Below are 15,167 nucleotides of genomic sequence, written 5' to 3' on the forward strand. Positions count from 1 at the left end.
TAGCACGCCCCCCTGGCTTTTACAAGGTATCTCCCAGGTTCTCGCCTCCATCTCTAGGGTGAGCCGCACGCACGTGAGGCTCTTGTAGGGCCCAGGGTCCTGTTTTTCCTGGGAGAAAGATAGTCTCTTCTACATGCCGAGGGCGTCTAAAATAGCCCCGGCTATGCTGGCTTTGCTTGCTTTAGGAAGAGCCTGCTGCGCCCCGTTGCGCCCCAGGAGCGTGACGCGGTTGGTACCGGTTCCAAAGCCTGCGCCCTCCTCGTTGGCGTAGTTGAGCACGATCCAGTCCAGGTGCTTGCGCTCGAGCTTGCCGCGGGCGTGGTCAAAGCCGTCCTGGGTTTCCAAGGCAAACCCCACCAGGAGTTGGCCGCGTCGCTTCTGCGCTCCGATGGCCGCCAGGATGTCGGGCGTCCGCCGCAGTCGCAGCACAACCTCCCCGGCTTCGTTGGTGGTCTCCGCTTCCTTCTTGCGCTTATGCGCGCTCGGTTCGGTGGGGGCGTAGTCAGCCACAGCCGCCGCCGCAACGACGAGGTCGGCCCCGCTATGTTGCATCGCGGCAGCGTACATCTCGTCGGCGGTCGTGACATCGATGCGGGTCACATCGGGCGGCGTGGCGAGCGTGGTCGGACCGCTCACAAGCGTGACATCGGCACCGCGCTCCGCAGCGGCGGCGGCGAGCGCATAGCCCATCGTGCCCGTGGACGGATTCGAGAGAAAGCGCACCGGGTCGAGCGGCTCACGCGTCGGCCCCGCCGTCACGAGCACGGTCTGGCCCGCGAGCGTCTGCGGGATTGCCTCGTCTTCGAGCTCGCCCAGCAGCGCCGCCACGTGCGCGGCGATAGCGTTCGGCTCGGGGAGGCGGCCCTGCCCGATGAGGCCGCTGGCGAGTTCGCCGTGCTCCGGGTCAAGGATGTGTACGCCGTCCTCGCGTAGGAGGCCCAGGTTGCGCTGCGTGGCCGGGTGCAGCCACATGTCGTGGTCCATCGCCGGGCAGACGAGCAGCGGGCATCGCGCCGAGAGCGCCGTCGCCGTGAGCATCGAGTCGCATACGCCGTGCGCGAGCTTGGAGAGCGTCGTGGCCGTGGCGGGCGCGACGACGAAGAGGTCGGCCCACAGTCCGAGGTGGACGTGCTTGGTCCACGACCCGGTGGCGTTCTCGGGGAAGATCTCGACGAGCACCTCGCGCTCGGAGAGGGTGCCCAGCGTGAGCGGTGTGATGAACCGCGCCGCGTCGCGCGTCATGAGCACCTGCACCTCGGCTCCGGCCTTCTTGAGGGCGCGGACGAGCTCCGCCGCCTTGTAGGCCGCGATGCTCCCCGTAACACCGAGGAGGAGGCGCTTACCCTTCAGGCTCTGGCCTTCGGTCATGGATCCCCTGTCGCGGCTTCAGCACCCTATCGATGACCCGGAACGCGTGACCGAGGACTACTCCTCGATGTTCGGGTTGCGGAAGTAGATCTCCTCGTCGAGCATCTCGTCAGCGGCGAGGAGGCTGGCCTTTGCCTTCTTCTCGTACTCGACGGAGATACGTGCCTGGTCCTCGTTGCTGCGGAGTTCGTCCACGGCGTCGAGGCTGAGATCGTCGTAGTAGGCGAGCTTGGCGTCGAGCTCCTGCTTCACGCGGGCGTCGATCTGGCGGGCGCGCTTGGCGAGGACGACCACGGACTCGTAGAGATTGCCTGTCTTGGTGGCGAGTTCGGTCGTGTCGAGGGTCTTGAGCGACATAGTCGGAGTTGCGTTGAAATGCAGCAGGTTCAGCCGCCCAGAAACGTGCCTACCAGGCCGAGGGTTTCCGTGACGGCAGCGTCGAGGTCGTCGTTGATGACGATGTGGTCGAAGCTATCGGCGTAGCCAAGTTCGAGCTCGGCGCGTTCGAGGCGGACGCGGAGCGTTTCGGGTGTCTCCGTGGCGCGGCGGCTGAGGCGCTCGGCGAGCACCTGCAGCGACGGCGGGCGTACGAAGAGCGTGAGTGCCTGCGCGTCGTAGAGCCGCTTCACGTTGAGCGCCCCCTTGACGTCGATGTCGAGCAGCACGCCGCCCTCCGATGCCCGACGCTCGACCTCGGCGCGCAGCGTGCCGTAGAAGCGCCCCGGGTAGACCTCCTCGTGTTCGAGGAAGGCGCCGGTCTTGATGCGAGCCCGGAACGCGTGCTCGGTGAGGAAGACGTAGTCCACGCCGTCGATTTCGCCGGGGCGCGGGGGGCGCGTAGTGGCGGAGACCGAGAACGAGAGCTGCGGGTAGGCCGCCAGCACCCGGCGGGCGATGGTGGTCTTGCCCGAGCCGCTCGGGGCCGTGAGGACGATCAGCTTCATGCGTGAAGGTCGCAGCGAGAACGTAGGGGAGGCGTGCAGTCTACGCGTGGCACAGCGCGGCTTTACGCTACGTTTTGGCTCTATACGACGTTTTGGACTTGTTCTCGAATCTTCTCCAGCTCCTCCTTCATGGTCACGGCGCGCGCCGCCATCTCGGCGTCGTTGGCCTTCGAGGCGATGGTGTTGATCTCGCGGTTGAACTCCTGCGCGAGGAAGTTGAGTCGTCGCCCGACGGCCTCGTCGGAGGCGAGCGCGGCGCGGAAGCCGGCCAGGTGCGAGTGCAGCCGGACGCACTCCTCGGTCACGTCGAGCTTGTCGGCGAGGATGGCGATCTCAGTCTCCAGGCGGTCTGGGTTGAGGCGGTCGTCGGCGAGCAGTTCAGCGAGGCGCGTGCGCAGCGTGGCCTGGTGCTCCCCGACGCGCTGGGGCGCGCGCACCTCCACAGCCTGCAACTCGGCTTCGATTACATCGGCGCGGGCAGCGAGGTCGACGCGGAGCGCTTCGCCTTCCCGGCGGCGCATCGCTTCGAGGGCAGCGGCTGCGTCTTCGAGCGCCTGCTGTGTGGCAGCCCAGGCTGTCTCGTCGGCCGCGTCGCTCTCGTCGGGGACGAGGACGTCGTTGAAGCGGAGCAACTGGTCGAGTGTGATCGGCGCATCGAGCCCTGTTGCTTGGTGGAGGTCGCGCAGGAGCGCGGCGTAGCCCTGGGCTGCGGCCACGTTGACCTTGAGGGGAGCCTCGGTGGTCGCCTGCTGGAGCGTGATCGAGGCGGTGACCTTGCCGCGCTGGAGACGGTCGCGGAGGCCGTTGCGGATCTGGTCCTCGTAGGCCCCGAGCGCCCGCGGGCCGCGCACCGTCACTTCGCAGAAGCGCCCGTTCACGGAGCGTAGTTCGACGGTCACTTCGGTCTGCTCGACGCGGGCGGTGCCGCGGCCGAAGCCGGTCATGCTCTCAAGCATCGGGGGGCAAGCGGGTGGGTGGGGGGAAGCCGCTACAGAAAAAGGCTGGCACCGGAGGGCACCAGCCTTGTACTCTGGTTGAACCGAAGCCGGGTCGAGGGAGGCGCAACCAGCCCGCAAGGACGCTGGAACGAGGCTCGACACAGACCTCAGAAAAAAGCGGAGAGAGAGGGATTCGAACCCTCGGTACCGGGATAACCGGCACACTCGCTTTCCAGGCGAGCCCCTTCAACCACTCGGGCACCTCTCCGGGAGCGGGGAGTCTGAAATATGAGCGCGCCCCGCTGCGATTCCTAGTGTAGATCCTTCAAAAAGCGGGCTGGCGCTTCGCTACACCGTCATGATGTCGACTTCCTTTTTGTCGGCCATCGCGTCGATCTTGCCGACGTACTCGTCGGTGGCTTTCTGAAGCCGGTCCTCGGCTTCGTAGCGCATGTCTTCGGACAGGCTCTCGGCCTTGAACGTCTTGCCGATCTGGTCCTTCGCGCCGCGCCGCACGTTGCGCACGGCGATCTTGGCGTCCTCCGCCTTCGAGCGGGCCTGCTTGGTGAGGTCGCGGCGACGCTCCTCCGTGAGCGGCGGGATCGCGATGCGGATCAGCACGCCGTCGTTGGTCGGGTTGAGGCCGAGGTTGGCCTGCATGATCCCCCGCTCGATAGGGCCGAGCATCGACTTGTCCCACGGCTGGATCACGATCAGGTCCGACTGCGGCGCGTTGATCGTGGCGACCTGGTTGAGCGGCATCTGCGAGCCGTAGGCGTCCACACGCACGTCCTCGACCATCGCGGGGTTGGCGCGGCCCGCGCGGATGTGCCCGAGCTCGTGCGCGAGGTGCTCGATGGACTTCTGCATCCCATCGCGTGCCTCTTCGAGGATGAGTTGGAAGTGTTCGTCGATCATGACAAGGGGAGAGGTGTGAAGGTAAGAACGTCTGAAAGTATGAACGGCGTGGCGCGCTGCTTTGTCGAAGTGCACCGCTACACGGCCGTACTCGCAAACGTTGGCTCGTCGGCGGTCCAGTGGACGAGCGTGCCGACGGGCTCGCCCCGGAGCGTGCGGAGCAGGTTGCCGGGCTTGGTGCCGTCGAAGACCATCAGCGGGAGGCTCGACTCCTTCGCCATCGTGATCGCGGTCATGTCCATCACGCGGAGGTTGCGGCGAAGCACCTCGTCGCCCCCGATCGTGGCGAAGCGGCGCGCGTCGGCGTCCTTCTCGGGGTCAGCCGTGTAGACGCCGTCGACCTTCGTGGCTTTGAGGATCACCTCGGCGTCCACCTCGGCAGCGCGGAGGCTCGCGGCGGTGTCCGTCGAGAAGTAGGGGTGCCCGGTGCCCGCGCCGAAGATGACCACGCGGCCCTTTTCGAGGTGGCGTACGGCGCGGCGGCGGATGAACGGCTCGGCGATGGTGTCCATCTCAATGGCCGACATCAGGCGCGTGTCGAGGTCCTGCTGCTCCAGCGCGTCCTGGAGCGCCATCGCGTTGATCATCGTCGCGAGCATGCCCATGTAGTCGGCGTGGGCGCGGCTGGCCATGTGACGCCCGGCGGGCGAGACGCCCCGGAAGATGTTGCCACCGCCGATCACGATGGCGATCTCAGCCCCCACGTGGACCGCCTGCTTGACCTCGGCGGCATAGTGGTCGAGCACGTCGGGGTCGATGCCGAAGGCCTTGTCGCCGAGGAGCGCCTCGCCGCTGAACTTGAGGAGCACGCGGCGATAGCGGAGGGCAGGGGCGTCAGACATGGTGCGGGGCGGACGAGGAGAAGGGCGGAGGGAAGGTACGGTGGAGGGGCCCCCTGTCTAGCAAGAAGGCGCCTCAGCTTGTCAGCCGAAGCGCCTCCTTGCGGGGGGATTCGCGTTACGCGCCGAGCGCGAAGCGGACGTAGCCGATCACACCGGCCTCGCTCTTCTTGAGCATGTCCTTGACGGTCATGGACGAGTCCTTGACGAAGGGCTGCTCGACGAGCACGTTGTCCTTGAAGTAGCGTTCCAGCTTGCCCGTCGCGATGCGGTCGACGATCTGCTCGGGCTTGCCTTCGTTGATCGCCAGCTCGCGGCCGATCTCGAGCTCCTTCTGCTTGACCTCCTCGGGCACGTCGTCGCGGGTGGCAGCGATCGGGTTCATCGCGGCGACCTGCATCGCGACGTCGCGGCCGGTGTCCTGCACGCCGTTCGAGCCGGTCATCTGCACGAGCACGCCGAGCTTGGCGCCGGGGTGGACGTAGGCGACGACTTCGCCGTTGTCGGCGCTCATCAGCGCGTAGCGGCTGACCTCGATCTTCTCGCCGATCTTGCCGGTCATCTCGGTCTGCGCGGCCTCCACGGTCTGGCCGTCGAGGTCGAGCGCGCGGAGGGCGGCGAGGTCAGCGGGACGCTCGGCGAGGGCCAGCACCGCGATGCGGTCGGCAAACGCGACGAACTCCTCGTTGCGGGCCACGAAGTCGGTCTCGGAGTTGACCTCCACGATCACGCCGGTGGTGCGGTCGTCGGCGAGGGCCGTGGCGATGACGCCCTCGGTGGCGTCGCGGTCGGCGCGCTTGGCGGCGACCTTCTGGCCCTTCTTGCGGAGAATCTCCACGGCCTTCTCGAAGTCGCCGTCGGCCTCCACGAGGGCCTTCTTGCAGTCCATCATGCCAACGCCGGTGGCGTCGCGGAGTCGTTTTACGTCAGCAGCTTTGATGCTCATGAGTATCGTACGTCGGTTTAAATGTGGGGCGGGTATAGCGGTTGGGGTACGCACCGCCCGTCGGCGGGTTTTGGCGCGCGGCGGGGAGAACGTGTGAAAGGGCTTCCTGCCGCAGGTTGTAGGCAGACGAAGGGGGCGGCTCGCATCGCGGACCGCCCCCGGGAGTATGCTGGGAGAGTGGGCCTAGGCGTCGGCGGTGGCTTCCTCCTGCTCAGCGGCGTCTTGGGCGCGCTTCTGGGCTTCGGCGGACTCCTCGGCCCGCTTCAGCTCGCTCGCCTTGCGGCCTTCCATCACGGCGTCCGCGATGGTGCGCGTGGCGAGCTGGATGGACTTCATCGCATCGTCGTTGGCCGGGACCGGGAAGTCCACGAGGTCAGGATCGACGTTCGTGTCCACCATCGCGATGACGGGGATGCCGAGCTTGCGGGCCTCATCCACGGCGATGTGCTCGCGGCGGATGTCGACGATGAAGATGGCGCCGGGCAGGCGGCCCATCTGGGCGATGCCACCGAGCACACGGTCGAGCTTCTCGGTCTCGCGGCGGCGCATGAGCCGCTCCTTCTTCTTGAGCTGCTGGAAGGTGCCGTCCTGCTCCTGGCGCTGAAGCGTCTCCATCCGGCGGATCGACTTTCGCATCGTCTGGAAGTTGGTCATCATGCCGCCGAGCCAGCGATCCGCCACGAAGGGCATGCCGCAGCGCTCCGCCTCGGTCTTGATGATCTCCTGCGCCTGCTTCTTGGTGCCGACGAAGAGGATGTCTTTGCCGCGCCCGGCGAAGCGGGCGGCCGCGTTGGCAGCCTCGTCCAGCATCGCCTGCGTCTGCTTGAGGTCGATGATGTGAATGCCGTTGCGCTCCATGAAGATGTAGGACTTCATCTTCGGATTCCACCGGCTGGTCAGGTGACCAAAGTGGGAGCCTGCGCGCAGCAGGTCTTCGAGGGATACTCGTGCCATGGGTCGTGTCGGGTTGGGCCACCCCCGCTGTCACGCGCCGCCTGCGATCCGGACCGACGCTCGGCCCGGACACCCGCTGCGGCATCGAGCGGAGTGAGGGATGAGGAGAGTGACAGGTGCCAAGAAGCACGTGACAAGAGGCAACTCTTGCTGCGTGACACTTGGCTCTCGCCACTGAAGCGTTTAGCGCTTCGAGAACTGGAACTGCTTGCGGGCCTTCGGCTGGCCGGGCTTCTTGCGCTCGACCATGCGGGGGTCACGCGTGAGGTAGCCGCCTTGGCGGAGCGGGCTGCGCAGCTCTTCGTTGAACCGCACGAGTGCGCGCGCGATGCCGAGCTGCGACGCTTCGGCCTGGCCGGAGAGGCCGCCGCCCTTCACGTTGATCAGCACGTCGAACTGGCCCAGGGTGCCCGTCGCGTCGAGCGGGGCGAGGAGGGCCTTGCGGCGGATCTCGGTGGGGAGGTATTGCTCTAGCGGACGGTGGTTGACCGTCACGGTGCCGGTGCCTGGGCGCAGGTAGACGCGCGCCGTCGAGGTCTTGCGGCGGCCGATGGCCTGGTACTGGGTGGAAACTGCCATGAGAAGAGTGTCAAGGGACAAGTCTCAAGTGGCAAGGGAGCAAGCAGCCGGACATCGTCTCGTGGCACCTGCTACTTGGCACTTGCTACTGGTTGAGGTCGAACGATTCGGGCTGCTGGGCGTCGTGCGGGTGCTCGGGGCCAGCGTAGACCTTGAGCTTCTTGATCATCTGCCGACCGAGCTTGGTCTTGGGCAGCATGCCGCGCACGGCGTTCTCGACGATGAAGGTCGGCTTCTTCTGGCGGTACTCCTTCGGCGTCGTGTAGGTCGCGCCGCCGGGATAGCCCGAGTGGCGGAAGTACTGCTTGGCGGTTTCTTTCTTGCCCGTGAAGCGCACCTTGTCGGCGTTCACGATCACGACGAAGTCGCCGGTGTCGACGTGGGGGGTGTAGGTCGGCTTGTGCTTCCCGCGCAGCAGCGTGGCCACCTGCGCGGCGAGGCGCCCGACCACCTGGTTCTCGCCGTCGATGACGAGCCAGCGGCGCTCCACCTCGGCGGGCTTGGCGCTGAAGGTCTTGAACGAATTGTGGTCCATGGGTCTGAGTCTGGAGGTCCGGGTCTGGACGTTCGGAGTCGGGGGACGGCGCGACGGATGCGCCTGGGGGCGCGTGGCGAGGGACAACCTGCACGGGATAGCCGACCTCTATGCGACACGCAGAGCCTTCAAATATAGACGCACGGCCTGGGCAGGGTCCGTGAAGAGTAGGCGCATTGGCGATGGGAGACCGCGGCAGCGGTCGTTCGGGAAAAACCGTACGGCGCGGTATCTTGCCGCTCCCACCTCACTTGTGGCCGTATGTCCTCCCAGGCCCACCGGCGCGCGCTCGACGCGTTGTGCGCCCAGCTCCCCTTTCTTCTCGACGCCTACGACGAGGCCAACGCCGCCTTCGCCGCCATGCGCGCGGCGTCTGCCGGCACCGGTGCTGCGCAGACGCCCGCGGCCAAGACGGTCGATCTCTGGACCTATGCCTACGTGCTGCGCTACTACCACACGAAGTTCCTCCGCGAGGAATCGATGGGCATCACCGACATCGACGCGCTCGTCGAAAAGGCGTTCATGCGTGCCCGGCAGAACTACGGCCGCGTGCAGGACCCGGCCCGCTTCGCCGCGTGGGTGAGCAAGATCTGCCGCAACACCTTCCTCAACTTCCTCCGCGGTAGCAGCCGTCGAACCACGGCCCTGGACGAGGACGCCCACCTGGAGCCGAGCCAACCGGAGGCCGCCGAGCACCTCGACCGCGCAGTAATCCGCCATACCCTGAATGGTGCCATCGGCCGGTTGCCGCCGTCGCTGCAAGAGGTTGCACGGCGCAGACTGCTTCAGCGCGAGGCCTACGATGCGATTGCCGAAGCAACCGGGAGGCCCCTGGCAAGCGTCCGGACCTACGTGAACAAAGCAATCTCACGGCTGCGCGAGGACGTCGCCGTGCGGGCCCTGTGGGACGAATGGTGATCGACTTTTTTTACCGTCGAGGTTATGCGCCGCCTGCACAGGGGTCTACCAGGCTGAATCCGCTCAGTCTCGGACTCCACCGCGCTCTCCACCTCGTCCTCATGCGCCCCGACGCTCCGTTTTGGCGCAATGCATAGCAGTTGCCGTTGGCTGTCGCGCTCCCGCGGCGGTCACCTCCTGGACTGATGACGCCTGAAGAAAAAATTACGCTCTACGCCAGTCTCTCGCCTACCGAGCAGGCCGAGGTGGAGGCGTATGTGGCTGCCAACCCTACCCTCCGCCTGCTCCTGGACGACGCGAAACGCCTGCACGCCCTTGCGGAGCGGCTCCGTGCCCGCGCCACCCTCACCGACGAAGACCTCGCCGAGACGCTTGTAGCGCGTCACTTCGGAGCGCAGACCGAGGAGACCCAGGCGCAACAAACCCGCGTTGAAGCGGCCCTGAAGGCTGACCCCACGCTGCGCGCGACCTACGAGCGCATGCAAGCCCGCCTCAAGGCTCTGCACGAAGCAAGCGAGTCACCGCTCGCGCAGTTCGAGCGGCTGACGGGGCACCGCCTCGATGCCCCGGCGCTCACGGCTGTACCGCGTCCAGATCCACCGGCCCGCGCGATCGACCGCCCCGCAGCGCGCCAGGCACGTCCGCTCCGCCGTGTCGCTTTCCCGCGATGGGCCGTCGCAGCGGTGGTGCTCGTTGCAGTGGCGGGCATCGGGCTGTTCGCTGCCGAGCCCCTGCTACAGCCGGCCTATCAGCAGCGCGCCGACCTGGAGAGTGTGACGGCGGCCCTCCCAATTTTGCGTGCGCCGGTGCGCGGTGCCTCTCCCAGCGACACGACTGCCGCTACGCTCTCGTATGAAGTCGTCCGCGATGCGTATGCCGACGCCCTCGCCGAGGTAGACGCCGCCTACGCGCCCGGTGTGCTTGGTCTGTTCGACGGGTACGACAGCGCTGGCCTGGATCGCGCCGCCGTGCTCCTCCGGGACGTCACCGCCCAGGACCTCGTCGCCCCCGACCTCGCCCTCGACGCCGAATTCGCTGTTGGTGCGATTCGCCTCTACCAGGACCGTCGCCCCGAAGCTTGCGTAGCCTTCGAGCGGGTCGTCCGAGAGCAGGGTCCTCGCAGCGCTGATGCCCAGGCGCTCCTGGACGAGTTCTGCGCAGGGTAGGACGCCCTACTCGCCGTCGAACGCCGCATTGAGTGCGGCCGCGCCGCCGACGACCGGCAGGTCAAGCGCCGTCGCGTCGAGGTCGACCATCAGCTTCGTGCCGGGGTCGGGCCAGAGCGTGTAGTCGCGGTCGCTGGCGAAGACGAGCAGGCCGAGGCGCTGGCCTTCGGCGATGATCTGGTCGTCGGGCTGGAGCTCGTAGGTCACCTCCACAAAGTCGCCCGGCGTGAGCGGTTCACTCTCGGTGAGCACGCCCTCCGCAGACGCGATGAAGTTCTGCGGATCGGCCCAACCGCGCGTGACGATGCCGCCGCGGGCACGCCGCCCATCGGTCCACGGGAGCGATACGAGCCACACGGAGAGGTTGACGGCGGGCTCGTCGGACGCCACGCGGAGCTGGATGCGCGGGACGCCCGAGAGGTGCAACGGCGCGGCCAACTCCGGTGTGACGAAGAGCAGCCGGTGCTCGGTCCACTCGGCTGCCGAGAGCGCCCGCCCGCCGAACGAGACGTTGTCGGTCACCGTCGCGACGCCCTGATCGGGCGCATCCGTGAGGGACAGCGTACCGACGCCGTGCAGCGTCGCTCCCGAATCATCAGCAGAGCCGTCGGCCATCGTCTCAGCAGCGACAGGGTAGAGCGTGACGGGCGCTGCGTCCGGGTTCGGGTAGTCGGCGTAGGGCGTCGGCTCCTGGCGGTCGTCGTCCTCGCGCACGATCCAGGCTTTGGGGTCGTCCTCCACGCCGTTCTCGACGCCGTAGAGGTAGCGGGTGAACCAGCGGTTCATGCGCTCCAGCGGCGGCGGGCCGCCGTGGCCGCCCTGGTGGTAGTAGATCTGCACCGGCACACCGCGCGCCTTGAGCGCCTCGGTGATGCGGTAGCTGTGCTCGGGCATCACGTTCCAGTCGTTGAAGGCGTGTGCCATGAGCGTGGCCGCCTGCACGTCGTCGATGACGTTGAGGTAGTCGCGGCCCGCCCAGAAGTCGTTGTAGTCGCCGGTGAGGCGGTCCATGCCCTCGGCCATCTCGGAGTCGCGGACGGTCGCGTCGCAGTAGGCGCGGCGGTCGGAGTCGCGCGAGTGGATGAAGTCGTAGAGCACGTCGATGTCCTCGCCGAGGTAACCGCCGGGATGCCGGACGAGGCCGTAGGAGCGGTAGTAGTGGTAGTACGACGTGTTGGGCGCGACAGGGATGATGGCCTCCAGCCCTTCGACGCCGGTGGTGGCTGCCGCGAGCGGGAGCGTGCCGTTGTACGACGTGCCTGTCATGCCCACCTTGCCCGTACTCCACTCGGCGGTGACGGCCTCGCCGCCCTCGGGCTGCGTGAAGCCCCGCGCGCGCCCGTTGAGCCAGTCCACGACGGCCTTCGGTGCGAGCGACTCGTTTGGACCGCCGACCGTCGGGCAGCCCTGCGAGAGCCCCGTGCCTGGCGACGACGAGTGGACGACGGCAAAGCCACGTGGCACCCACGTCTGGATGTGGCTCCCGGCGATGCCAGGCCGTGCTCGCAGCGGCACGTCTGGTCCGACGTTGCGCGGCGGTGGCACCTCGCCAATCTCGTGCTCGACGTTCCAGAACAGGCCCGGCTCGTTGCCTGCTGTGCCTGCGAAATACGGGCTCGTCTCGTAGACGACGGGCACCTTCAGTCCTTCCGTCTCGGTCTGCGCAGGCCGCACGACGGCCACGTGCACGCGGTCCATCGTACCGTCGCCATCGGAGTCGGACTCGGTCTCGACCCAGAGCTCCTCGCGGATCCAGGCGTCGGCGTCTTCGAAGTCGGGGACGATCTGCGCCTGGCCGTCCTCGAAGCGAGGACCGGCTTGCCCCCAAACAGGAGCGGCAACAATGAACAAGGCGATGGCAAACGGCAACCAGCGCATGGGACCAGGGCTACGTGACGAGGACGACCCTCCAACGTACGACCCTGCGGTCGTCCCACGCGCTGTTTAGCCCACACGGGTACCTCAGCCTCGCGTGCGGTCTCGCCGGGCGATGTAGCCGTGCAACTCCGGCGAGTCGGGGTCGAGCAGTCGAAGCACGTCCACCATCGCCGCCATTCCGGCGGGGTTGGGGGCGTTGAACAGTACGACGAGGGCGTCCTGGCTGTCTTCGTAGTAGTACGCTAGGGTCACCATCGACCAATCCGAGCCGCGGTGGCCGATGGTCTTGGCGTCCTCCACCTCGTAGATATTCCACCCCAGGCCATACCCAACGCGTGTCGGGCATAGTGCTTCGGGGACCGGGTTGCAGTCGATCAACTCCTGGTCGGAATGCATGGTGTTGCGCTCGGTCAGGAGGTCGGACGTCAAGCCGTCGCCAGACATCGTCGCGATCAGGAAGCGGGCAAAGTCCTCCAAGGTGATCACCATACCGCCCGCGGCAGAGAAGCTCCCGGTATCTCGGCACCGCCCTTCTGGGCGGCAATAGTGACCAGGGAACTGCCCGTCTGCGTCCAGCGGCTGCGCGATCCGCTCGAAGAGATCGGGCTGCACGCTCAGCGCCGCATCGCTGACGCCCGCGGGCTCGAAGACATAGCGCTGCGCCAGGTCCTCGAAGGGCTCGCCGAGCTTGGCCTCGGCGAACCGGGCGAGGTAGTTGAACCCTTCGCCTGAGTAGCCGTGGCGCGTTCCGGGCTCGCTGACGAACCCCAGCGTGCCGTCCTCTGAGAAGTACCGCCAGTTCATGAACCCGGTGGTGTGGGACAGCGCCATGCGGGGCGTGAGTTGCTCATGCCGCGGATCGTCCTCCAGGTCGGGGTCGAGCCAGTGCGTGGACATGGACTCGTCGAGCGACAGTTCGCCGTCGGCGGCGAGCCGGAGCACGGTCTCCGCAACCACCGTCTTGGTCAGCGAAGCGACGTTGAACAAAGTCTGGCTGGACGCTGGGATGCCCGGTGATTGCTGGCCGTAGTAGGTGCTCCAGACGACGTCGCCTTGTTTGATGACAGCGATGCCGGCCGTGTTGATCTCGTGCTGCTCCATCACGTCGGCAAGGGCGCGGTCCAACTCGAGGGCGCGCTCGGCCGAGACCCCTGCGATGTCTTCCGTCTGCGGGGCCACGTTGCACGCAGTGAGGAAAAGCACAGGAAGGAGCACGGCGCGGCGAGTCAGGGCGTTGATCATGGGGTGAGCGATCCGAAGGTGAGAGGCGGGTGCCCGAGAACGCTGACGCCGTACGGAGCCTCATGACTTAAGTTACTCCTTATGCTAAAAAATTAGCATACGCGATACTGCGGACCTATCCGTGTTCGGGCGTTCCGTCCAGCTGTTCGCCTCACCCGTCCGTGCGGCATCGAAACACGGCAGCGGCGTCTAGTTCATCCGGGCGCTCCGTCAGCGCGTCGAACTGTCCGGTGATCGGCAGGACGCGGCGCTCAGTCGCGCCCGTGTTGGTCCGGTAGCGCGCGTAGACCTCCACGTCGAACGTGCCGATGAGGCGCTCGCCGCTTGCTACGATCTCGACGGTGCCGACGTCGGAGCGGTAGGCCCCGTCGGGAAACGCGCGAGTCCGGTAGCACGCGGCGAAGGTCGTGTCCGTAGCGGCGGCGACCTTGGCGAGGTCGGCAATGGGGTAGATGCCAATCGGTGGCCCCGTCGCCTGACCGATAGCGAGGTCCACGAACGAGGTATCCACGACCACCGAGTCGGGCTGGACGATGTCCTCGAGGATCGAGCGGAGGCGCACGACGAGTACGGTCGGGGCCCCGGGCGTCTCGACCACGGAGAAGCGGGCGATGCCCTCCAGGCGCTCATAGCCGCCACCGAGCAGGCTGCCCGCCTCGGCCTCGAACGTGCCTACGACGGTATCGAGCGGGCTGTCCTCGTCGGCCGCTGCGCCCAAGTCCGCACGGTCGCACGCGGCGACGGCGAGCACGAGCACGAGCAACCAACAGCGCATCGGAGGGGGGGACGCGTTGAAGACTACACGTTGAAGCGGAAGAGCAGCACGTCGCCGTCTTCCACGACGTACTCTTTGCCCTCGGAGCGCATCGCGCCGGCGTCGCGGGCGGCGGCCTCGGAGCCGTGCTGGTCGTAGGCAGCGAATTTGATCGTCTCGGCGCGGATGAAGCCGCGCTCGAAGTCGGAGTGGATCACGCCCGCGGCCTGCGGGGCCTTCGTGCCGCGCGTGATCGTCCAGGCGCGCGACTCCTTCGGCCCGGCGGTGAAGTAGGTGATGAGCCCGAGGAGCGCGTAGGCGGCGCGCACGAGGCGTTCGAGGCCCGGCGTCTCCACGCCCGCCGTCGCCAGGAATTCGGCGCGGTCCTCGTCGTCGAGGTCGGCGAGCTGCGCCTCGAACTCGGCAGAGACGACCACCACGCCCGCGCCCTCCTTCTCCGCGAGCGCGCGGACCTGCTCGACGTAGGCGTTGCCGTCCAGCAGGTCTTCCTCGGCCACGTTGGCCGCGTAAAGAACCGGCTTACTCGTGAGCAAAAACATTGGGCGCAGGAAGTCGCGCTCCTGGTCCGTCGTCTCCAGCGTGCGCGCGGGTAGGCCCTCGGCGAGGTGCGCGTCGAGGCGTTCGAGGAAGGTCAGTTCCGCCTTCGCGTCCTTGTCGCCGACCTTGACCTGCTTGCGCACGCGGTCGATGCGCTTGGCGACGGTGTCGAGGTCTTTCAGGATCAGCTCCGTGTCGATGACCTCGATGTCGCGCGCGGGGTCGACGGAGCCGCTGACGTGGACCACGTTGGTGTCGTCGAAGCAGCGGACGACGTGCACGATGGCGTCGACCTCGCGGATGTGGCTGAGGAACTGGTTGCCGAGGCCCTCGCCCTTGGACGCGCCCGCCACGAGCCCGGCGATGTCCACAAACTCGATCACGGCGGGGATCGTCTGCGCGGAGTCCGCGAGCTCGGTGAGCCGGTCGAGGCGCGTGTCCGGGACCGGCACCACGCCTACGTTCGGCTCGATGGTGCAGAAGGGGTAGTTCGCCGCCTCCGCGCCCGCCTCGCTGAGCGCGTTGAAGAGCGTGGACTTGCCGACGTTGGGGAGGCCTACGATGCCGACGCGCAGCGCCATGGTTCTGTGTGCAGGTGTGAGGGTGTGAACGTGTGGAGGTAGCTGAAGC

General features: G+C 67.1%; 16 protein-coding genes and 1 tRNA gene. 2 read left to right on the forward strand and 15 right to left on the reverse strand.

The genetic code is table 11. The features are described 5' to 3' along the window. Window positions 1–129: 129 nt before the first annotated feature. The 11 genes from coaBC to rplM all read right to left on the reverse strand — a co-directional run bounded on the left by coaBC (window position 130) and on the right by rplM (window position 8,021). The gene (coaBC, locus tag AAFU51_15330) at window positions 130–1,368 is read right to left on the reverse strand and encodes a bifunctional phosphopantothenoylcysteine decarboxylase/phosphopantothenate--cysteine ligase CoaBC (GenBank protein MEO1572628.1); all 1,239 of its coding nucleotides are present in this window, start codon (window positions 1,366–1,368) and stop codon (window positions 130–132) included. Between the two features lie 57 nt (window positions 1,369–1,425). After that, window positions 1,426–1,725 carry a DNA-directed RNA polymerase subunit omega gene (locus AAFU51_15335; GenBank protein MEO1572629.1) on the reverse strand — a complete coding sequence of 100 codons (300 nt, stop codon included), beginning with the start codon at window positions 1,723–1,725 and terminating at the stop codon, window positions 1,426–1,428. Between the two features lie 29 nt (window positions 1,726–1,754). After that, window positions 1,755–2,312 (reverse strand): guanylate kinase, encoded by a 558-nt coding sequence (gmk, locus tag AAFU51_15340; GenBank protein MEO1572630.1) that lies wholly within the window; start codon window positions 2,310–2,312, stop codon window positions 1,755–1,757. A gap of 80 nt (window positions 2,313–2,392) precedes the next feature. Then, entirely contained in the window at window positions 2,393–3,256 is an 864-nt protein-coding gene (locus AAFU51_15345) for a YicC/YloC family endoribonuclease (GenBank protein ID MEO1572631.1), read from the reverse strand. A 172-nt stretch (window positions 3,257–3,428) separates the two neighbouring features. Beyond that, a tRNA-Ser gene (locus AAFU51_15350) sits at window positions 3,429–3,518 on the reverse strand. An 80-nt stretch (window positions 3,519–3,598) separates the two neighbouring features. After that, on the reverse strand, window positions 3,599–4,168 hold the full coding sequence (gene frr / locus AAFU51_15355) for a ribosome recycling factor (protein ID MEO1572632.1): 570 nt from the start codon (window positions 4,166–4,168) through the stop codon (window positions 3,599–3,601). A 77-nt stretch (window positions 4,169–4,245) separates the two neighbouring features. Then, window positions 4,246–5,010: a UMP kinase gene (gene pyrH / locus AAFU51_15360; GenBank protein ID MEO1572633.1), complete on the reverse strand. Its 765-nt coding sequence runs from the start codon at window positions 5,008–5,010 to the stop codon at window positions 4,246–4,248. A 115-nt stretch (window positions 5,011–5,125) separates the two neighbouring features. Further along, window positions 5,126–5,953 carry a translation elongation factor Ts gene (tsf, locus tag AAFU51_15365; GenBank protein MEO1572634.1) on the reverse strand — a complete coding sequence of 276 codons (828 nt, stop codon included), beginning with the start codon at window positions 5,951–5,953 and terminating at the stop codon, window positions 5,126–5,128. A gap of 183 nt (window positions 5,954–6,136) precedes the next feature. Next, on the reverse strand, window positions 6,137–6,907 hold the full coding sequence (gene rpsB / locus AAFU51_15370; GenBank protein ID MEO1572635.1) for a 30S ribosomal protein S2: 771 nt from the start codon (window positions 6,905–6,907) through the stop codon (window positions 6,137–6,139). 183 nt (window positions 6,908–7,090) lie between these two features. Then, on the reverse strand, window positions 7,091–7,486 hold the full coding sequence (gene rpsI / locus AAFU51_15375) for a 30S ribosomal protein S9 (protein MEO1572636.1): 396 nt from the start codon (window positions 7,484–7,486) through the stop codon (window positions 7,091–7,093). 85 nt (window positions 7,487–7,571) lie between these two features. Continuing rightward, window positions 7,572–8,021 (reverse strand): 50S ribosomal protein L13, encoded by a 450-nt coding sequence (gene rplM / locus AAFU51_15380; protein ID MEO1572637.1) that lies wholly within the window; start codon window positions 8,019–8,021, stop codon window positions 7,572–7,574. Between the two features lie 261 nt (window positions 8,022–8,282). Here rplM and AAFU51_15385 point away from each other — a divergent pair, with 261 nt between their 5' ends. Further along, window positions 8,283–8,939, forward strand: coding sequence for a sigma-70 family RNA polymerase sigma factor (locus AAFU51_15385; GenBank protein ID MEO1572638.1), 657 nt, complete (start codon window positions 8,283–8,285; stop codon window positions 8,937–8,939). A gap of 185 nt (window positions 8,940–9,124) precedes the next feature. Next, complete coding sequence (locus AAFU51_15390; GenBank protein ID MEO1572639.1) at window positions 9,125–10,105, forward strand: hypothetical protein; 981 nt, start codon at window positions 9,125–9,127, stop codon at window positions 10,103–10,105. A gap of 6 nt (window positions 10,106–10,111) precedes the next feature. On the opposite strand, the gene AAFU51_15395 is transcribed toward AAFU51_15390, so the two are convergent. The 4 genes from AAFU51_15395 to ychF form a co-directional block, all read right to left on the reverse strand. Further along, complete coding sequence (locus AAFU51_15395; GenBank protein ID MEO1572640.1) at window positions 10,112–11,983, reverse strand: Xaa-Pro dipeptidyl-peptidase; 1,872 nt, start codon at window positions 11,981–11,983, stop codon at window positions 10,112–10,114. 84 nt (window positions 11,984–12,067) lie between these two features. Then, window positions 12,068–13,225: a serine hydrolase domain-containing protein gene (locus AAFU51_15400; protein MEO1572641.1), complete on the reverse strand. Its 1,158-nt coding sequence runs from the start codon at window positions 13,223–13,225 to the stop codon at window positions 12,068–12,070. 151 nt (window positions 13,226–13,376) lie between these two features. Continuing rightward, entirely contained in the window at window positions 13,377–14,000 is a 624-nt protein-coding gene (locus tag AAFU51_15405; GenBank protein ID MEO1572642.1) for a hypothetical protein, read from the reverse strand. 23 nt (window positions 14,001–14,023) lie between these two features. Continuing rightward, window positions 14,024–15,118 (reverse strand): redox-regulated ATPase YchF, encoded by a 1,095-nt coding sequence (gene ychF / locus AAFU51_15410; GenBank protein ID MEO1572643.1) that lies wholly within the window; start codon window positions 15,116–15,118, stop codon window positions 14,024–14,026. Window positions 15,119–15,167 lie beyond the last annotated feature (49 nt).

The organism is Bacteroidota bacterium, from assembly GCA_039821555.1.
Lineage (GTDB): Bacteria > Bacteroidota > Rhodothermia > Rhodothermales > Rubricoccaceae > JBCBEX01.